Raw genomic sequence first — 6509 nt, 5'->3', positions numbered from 1 at the left:
AAAGATACCGCATTTTCTCTTTGCGAAAAGACCCCCGGAAAAGCCTATATTTACGTTACCAGATCAGGAGTTCTGAATCTGTGAATTATATAAGTTCTTTTCAGAAATGTGTAATTCTTTCTCTTACAGCTTTGCTCACCTTTGTACCAGAATTAATACATATAAAAATTCGAAAATCATGGGAAAATTTGAAATTTCTAAAAGAGTAGATGAAAACTACATGTTTTAATCTGAAAGCTCCCAATGGACTGATCATCATGACAAGCCAGGGCGATACATCAAAATCGGCTTGCCAAAACGGAATAGAGTCCTTGAAGGCTAATTGTTCTCTGAAAAAAATGTACAGCTCGGAAATAGCCCAGGGCGGAAGTTTTTATTTTAATCTGACCGCTGGAAATACTCAAGTTATTGGCACAAGTCAAATGTACACTTCAACGCAGGGGAGAGATAATGGAATTGCATCGGTAAGAAAAAATGCACCTAAAGCAGAAATTGTTGATTTGAGTGTGAATGTATAATCAATGAGGTTTTTTTAGTGCTTCAAAATCCTCTAAGAATAGGCTATGAGTAATTCTTTTGGTGGAGGTCGTATTCAAATGCCCTGATGAATCTCCTTAAAAAAATCAAATAATCCTCCTGTGCAAAATATGCATGGGTTTCATCAGGTGAAGATGGGAGGTCTTCGAAGTTTTTATTATTGAAAAAATTATCCATTTCAGATTTCGTAAAATCGATAATCTCACCATCGATCCGGTTATAAAAATGCCAGCTTTTGTTCCTGCGTGTCTTTAGGATTTCTCCTCCAAAAATATCGTATATCAGCTGTGAGATTAAACTGCTCTGACCGAGTGTGGGGTTGTTTGGTTTCCAGTGGGGACTTTCCTCCATGGACCAGGCACCATGCAGCGCTTTCTGAATATGGGCCTTTTCAACCATTTTTTATGTTACCTTATTTATCAGATGAAATAATATCACTACAGAGTTTTTTCGTTCCAGAAAATGTATAGAGTGCTTCGGACTTTATCTGCAAGATAAAGTTGCGGCTTTTTATAATGAAATGGCTTACATTATTTTAAGAAAAAATTACATGATTCACATGTTTCAAAATAATTCCGGCGTAAAGTGGTGGAAGAGATACCCGCCTTCACCGAACCGCTTCGTATAAACGAATCCTTTTGCAGAATACTAGCGCTGTACTGTCAGATGCATAGCCGGGCATTTTTCGTTTCCGGTGTTCCATTTCCCTTCAACTCCCCATTTTGTATAGATGATTCCCTGCTTCTTTTTGGTATTAAACAGGAGGTATTCTGAAGTGATCTTGTCATTGATTTTCATGGCCCGATCTTCGTTAATTCCACTTATTTTCAGCCATTCAAGGCTGATGGCAACTTCACCCTGCTGCACGATCCTGTATTCATCCAGATACAGTTCTACCCAGCCTTTTTCCTCTTCAATGGCTAAAATTACATTGCTGGTCAACAGTTCTTCAAAGGGCTTGTCATCTTTCAGACTTCGGATATGAAACCGGAACCAGATGGTATCATAGGCCTGGCGGTGAACATGAACATGGAGTTTCCGGATATGAACAGGCTGATCGCCCAGATCCATTTTTGTGCCAATCTCATGGCCTTTCCCAAAGCGTGAGCCTCCCCACCCACAAAAGTTTCCTATACGATTGTATTGAGTAGTCCCTATCTTATAAGGTTCTCCCAGGGGCGAGATGCTGACTTCAGCCAGAGGAATGGGATCCACTTCGAGCCTGATCAGATTTTCACTGTCCCGGAGTTCGGCCAGGGTGAAGGTTTGTGTTTTGTATCCGATCATGGATATACGTACCGTTGATTCGGGATCCTGTCCCGGCGCTTCCAGATGAAAAACGCCCTGCTGATCCGTAATGGTCCCTAAGCGGGTCCCGATGATCCCAATGTTGGCATACTCAAGAGGAATGTTACTGCGCGAATCCAGAATCCTTCCTTCGACCTGCTGACCGCTCAGGTGTAAGCATAGAAAAAAGGTCCAGAGTATAACCAGGGTATTTCTCATGCTTATGTAAAGTAGCTTTTGCTCAAATATATGAAAAGCTGATCGGTTAGAGTATTCAATTGCATGGAGCACCGAAAACCGGTGGCATATAATTCCGGCAATATTTGGAGAATTTCACATATCTTTAGCTATCTACTTTAAAAAAAATAGTCTTGATTAAGAAACGATTATTGATTCCGGTACTGTCTGTGATCTTACTTTCAGGATGTGCAGAACTAAACACACTCATGCAATCTCTCCCTGCGGATGTTCCCTTAACGGAAGCAGACGTGGCAAAAGGCTTAAAAGAGGCCCTGATAATAGGATCGAAAAACTCTTCGTCCATCCTTTCTGCTGTGGATGGTTACTACGGGGACGAACTCGTGAAGATTCTCTTACCGGAAGAAGCCTCCGTCATTATCGACAACCTTGGCAGGATTCCGGGAGGAGATAAACTGGTGGAGGATGTGATCCTGAGGATCAACCGGGCGGCTGAGGATGCGGCCAAAGAAGTAGCTCCTATATTCGTGAACAGCATTACCCAGATGACCATCAGGGATGCGTTTACCATTCTGAAAGGGCCCGACAATGCGGCCACTCAGTACCTCAGCAATACGACCCGCGCGGATCTTTACCAATTATATAAGCCAAAAATCAGGCAATCGACCGAGAAGGATATCCTGGGTGGAATTTCTACCAAAGAATCCTGGGAAGCCCTTACCGGAAGATGGAACAGCTTCGCCTCTTCGGTAGTCGGGAAAATGGGCGGCTTCGAAGCGGTGAATACCGACCTGGATGATTATCTTACCAACAGGGCCCTTGACGGTATGTTCCTGAAAGTGCAGGATGAAGAAAAGAAAATCAGGACCAATGTCTCTGCGCGCGTCACTCCTCTCCTTGAAAAAGTCTTCGGCAGTCTGGATTGATCCTTTGAAGTCAGAGGAAAAAGCAAACAACAAAAGCGTTTAGCAGGAATACTAAACGCTTTCGTTGCGGCAGATAATATGCAGTAAGTTTATCTTCTTCGTGATGAATTGCTGCTACTGCGGCTTTCTGCACTCTTCCGGCTGCTGCTACTGCTGCTGCGCTGGACCGAACTCTTGCTTCTGCTGGGCTGGTTGCGCTGGACCGAACTCTTGCTTCTGCTGGGCTGGCTGCGCTGGACAGAACTCTTGCTCTTACTAGGCTGATTGCGCTGGACCGTGCCGCTTCTGCTGCTGCTGGTGCTCCTCTGCACAGCAGGAGTAGCTTTATTACTGCTGCTGCGCTGGACCGAGCTCCTGTTGTTGGCAGGCTGGCTGCGCTGGACCGTGCTGCTTCTGCTGGACTGGCTCCGCTGGACCGTGCTGCTTCTGCTGGACTGGCTCCGCTGGACCGCAGTATTTGTATTTCGTCTGGTACTTGTTACAGATGGTCTGCTGCTGGATCTTTGTGCGTAATAGTTTTCTCCGGCACGTCTCTGATCCGGACGTGAATAGGTGGTCCTGTACCGGTTATTATTGATGTTTACGACCACGGTCGGACTGTACACGCGCACTTTGCTTCGATAGTAAGTAGTGTAGTGCCTGCTCCGGTAATGATCCCAGTGACGATAGTGGGTATAGTAATGGTTGTGCCAGTGATAGTGGTACCCGTAGTAATAGTGCCAGTAGTGGGCTCTCCAGGGGCGCCAGTAAGAGGGATAGTAACCCCAGTACCAGGATGACCGCCATCCCACGTATCCGGGATGGTAGATATATCTGATCAACGGCCATGCTGCAATATCATAATAGGTCGTATGGACCACATTTACATTGCTCCTGTAGGCCTTCCCAGTGTATCCCGGATTGGGGGTTTCTGCATAGATGGGCTCCACAATGTAATTCGGACCGTAGAGCGCTTCATCCCCGATCAATTGAATCTGCACGCCTCCATTCGACATATTCTCCACTATGAAAACGGCTATGTCCTGCTGCTCACTGCGGTTCAGGGCGGCACGCAGAACGATGTTGTGAACATTCCCGTCGACGTAATCAGAAACCGTTATATAATCAATGAGGTTGTCCCCATTCAGGTCCAGGTTATTGATCATTTGTTCTTCACTATTCAGCGCCTGCTCAAATTTTTCAAGAGTCTCCGCTTCCTGGAAAAGGTTCATAACGGCATAGAGGTTCAGGTTGTCTCCCGGCAGACCAAGATATTCATCGGGATAGTCCTGGGCACTCACGAACATGGTGGCTGCTGCGAGGACTATGAATGTATATATGGCGTGTATTGTTTTCATGGTGTTCAGTTTATTGGTTCTGGTAATTCATAAGCAAATGCTGTGCCAAGTAATTTCAACCAGCCCTAAAAGATGATCTTCTGGCAATATGCGGGTGATCCAGGGAATTACAGTGGGTATTCCAATACCTGCTGATTTAGCCGGGCGTCGAAACAGGCCCGTTTATATCAAAGATTATTTTCATATTCCCGGTTTTGGAGAGCTTCTGCATGTCCTCTTATTCAGTTATATCAAGTATATAACCAACGGTTGGGATTGTGGTAATTTTGGCCGAAGAATCTTCTTTAAGATAAGCTCTTAATTTTGAAATAAATACATCAAGACTTCTGCCTGTATAATAATCAGAGTCACCCCATACGTTCAGCATGATTTCTTCTCTTTTTACAATATTATTGATGGAACCGGAAAGCATTCCCAGGATATTGCTTTCCTTCAGAGTGAGTCTTTGACATTTGTCCCTAAACCTTAGAACCTGATTTGCCTGGTCAAACTCATACTGGCCTACCATGGTTGTTTTAAGTTCTTTCTTTGTTTCCGGAATGAGATTTGTTCTGTTCAGGATGGCTTTGATGCGATATAAGAGCTCTTCTTCGTCAAAAGGTTTAGTCAGGTAATCATCGATGCCAAGTCGGAATCCCTTTATTTTGTCATCTTTTAGTGATCTGGCTGATAAAAGCATGACAGGTACTTTCTTGTCAGATTCTTTGATTCTTTCAAGCAAAGTAAATCCATCCATGCGGGGCAGCATGATGTCGAGAATGCAAAAGTCAAAATGGCTTAAATGAAATCCTTTTAGTCCAGCTTCTCCATCCCTGTACAGGTTTACATCATATCCACTGGATTCAAGAAAATCGACAAGGAGAAATCCGAGATTCAGATCATCTTCAACCAAAAGTATCTTTATTTTTTTTTCTTCTGGTTTCATCCTTTTGAAACAGGAAATACTAAAGTAAATGTGGTACCCTTATCCATGTTGCTTGTCACCCTGATGTTCCCATGCATTTGTGCAACCGTATTTTTAACAAAGTATAGACCGAGACCGAATCCTTCATTTTCGTGGATATCCCCGGTTGGGATTCTGTAGAATTTTTCGAAAATACGCGGAAGGTTTTCTTTACGGATACCCTTTCCATTATCGCTAATGGAGATTGAAATACGTTCACTGTCGGATTTCAGGTCGATGATTATCCTTGGAGAATTACTATTATACTTTATTGCATTATCTATCAGATTGCCTATGGCAACCTGAAACATTTCGATATTTCCCGATAAAGTAAAATTATTACCTGAAGAATTGACAGAAAACGAACCTTTTCTTTCATTTATCCGCACCGTAAATGTATCAACGACATTTTTTATTTCAAATGCAGCATCAAACTGTTCTGTGCGGAATGGATTTCCGTTTTCTGATAAAGCGGCTTGTAAGAGTACCTGAACCTTCTCTTTAAGCCGCTGGTGTTCGTTTTTTATGACTTTGGAATAGGAAGCCAGCTTTTGATCCTTCTCAACAATCTCGTTCTTTGAAAGCATCCCGTTGGCCAATGCGATGTTTGTCAGAGGCGTTTTAAACTCATGGGTCATGTTATTTATGAAATCAATGATATTTTCGGTGAGTTTCCTTTCACGTTTGTAAAATTTATAAATTAGTATAAAAGAGCCGTTTACAAGCAAAAGCAAGGCAATTGAACTAATAAAAATATATCCGATCTGAGCCTTGATGAATTCACTTTTCTCCGGGAACCTGAGTCTTAGTTCATACCCGGCCTGTTCCAGTACTTTCTCAAGATTATCATTTATATAAGTGTCCCCGTCTGAAATCAAAGAGACCTCTGCTCCCTTTTCAACGATATCAAATTCATAATCGAGGTTGATGTTGTAATACTTCAGATCATTATTAATCAGCGTGTCCAGATACACCCATTCCATTCTGTTTTTCATAAGAAGGAAACAGGAGTGTGATTTGCCTGATCGAAGGCAATTATTCATTTCGGAGCATATGTCCTGGTTTTGCGAAAGATTCTCCACGATTCGGTTCATTGCCAGGGTGACCGTATGATTGAACTGGGCTTCCTGCATCCTGGCCGATTTCAATACCCAGCTGATCTGGATCCCAACCAGCAGAATCAGGCTGGTTATTGTAAGAATAAGCAGAATTAACTGGATTTTTTTTCTTTTCATAACGATCAAAAATACACAGTATTTAGATAGATGAGAACAATTTAAC

7 protein-coding genes are annotated in these 6509 nt (G+C 42.9%); 2 read left to right on the top strand and 5 right to left on the bottom strand.

Features of this window, described 5'->3' with window-relative positions; translation table 11 throughout:
- Nucleotides 1–209 precede the first annotated feature (209 nt).
- Nucleotides 210–518, top strand: a complete 309-nt coding sequence (locus tag P1P86_11915; protein ID MDF1575884.1) for a YegP family protein — start codon at nt 210–212, stop codon at nt 516–518.
- 43 nt (nt 519–561) lie between these two features.
- On the opposite strand, the gene P1P86_11910 is transcribed toward P1P86_11915, so the two are convergent.
- A complete protein-coding gene (locus P1P86_11910; protein ID MDF1575883.1) occupies nt 562–888 on the bottom strand; it encodes a hypothetical protein in 327 nt (108 codons plus the stop codon).
- A 297-nt stretch (nt 889–1185) separates the two neighbouring features.
- Nucleotides 1186–2043 carry a carboxypeptidase-like regulatory domain-containing protein gene (locus tag P1P86_11905; GenBank protein MDF1575882.1) on the bottom strand — a complete coding sequence of 286 codons (858 nt, stop codon included), beginning with the start codon at nt 2041–2043 and terminating at the stop codon, nt 1186–1188.
- Nucleotides 2044–2195: 152 nt separating this feature from the next.
- On the opposite strand from P1P86_11905, the gene P1P86_11900 reads away from it, so the two are divergent.
- Nucleotides 2196–2948, top strand: coding sequence for a DUF4197 domain-containing protein (locus tag P1P86_11900; protein ID MDF1575881.1), 753 nt, complete (start codon nt 2196–2198; stop codon nt 2946–2948).
- 89 nt (nt 2949–3037) lie between these two features.
- Here the strand turns inward: P1P86_11900 and P1P86_11895 are convergent, their stop codons facing one another.
- The 3 genes from P1P86_11895 to P1P86_11885 form a co-directional block, all read right to left on the bottom strand.
- Entirely contained in the window at nt 3038–4285 is a 1248-nt protein-coding gene (locus tag P1P86_11895; GenBank protein ID MDF1575880.1) for a hypothetical protein, read from the bottom strand.
- A 217-nt stretch (nt 4286–4502) separates the two neighbouring features.
- A complete protein-coding gene (locus P1P86_11890; GenBank protein MDF1575879.1) occupies nt 4503–5210 on the bottom strand; it encodes a response regulator transcription factor in 708 nt (235 codons plus the stop codon).
- Nucleotides 5207–6463 (bottom strand): HAMP domain-containing sensor histidine kinase, encoded by a 1257-nt coding sequence (locus P1P86_11885; protein ID MDF1575878.1) that lies wholly within the window; start codon nt 6461–6463, stop codon nt 5207–5209. The genes P1P86_11890 and P1P86_11885 overlap by 4 nt, the downstream gene beginning before the upstream one ends.
- Nucleotides 6464–6509: the final 46 nt, after the last annotated feature.

This window comes from Bacteroidales bacterium, from assembly GCA_029210725.1.
Classification (GTDB): domain Bacteria; phylum Bacteroidota; class Bacteroidia; order Bacteroidales.
Note: the sequence above shows the minus strand (reverse complement) of the source record. Positions and strands in the feature narration are given on the sequence as shown.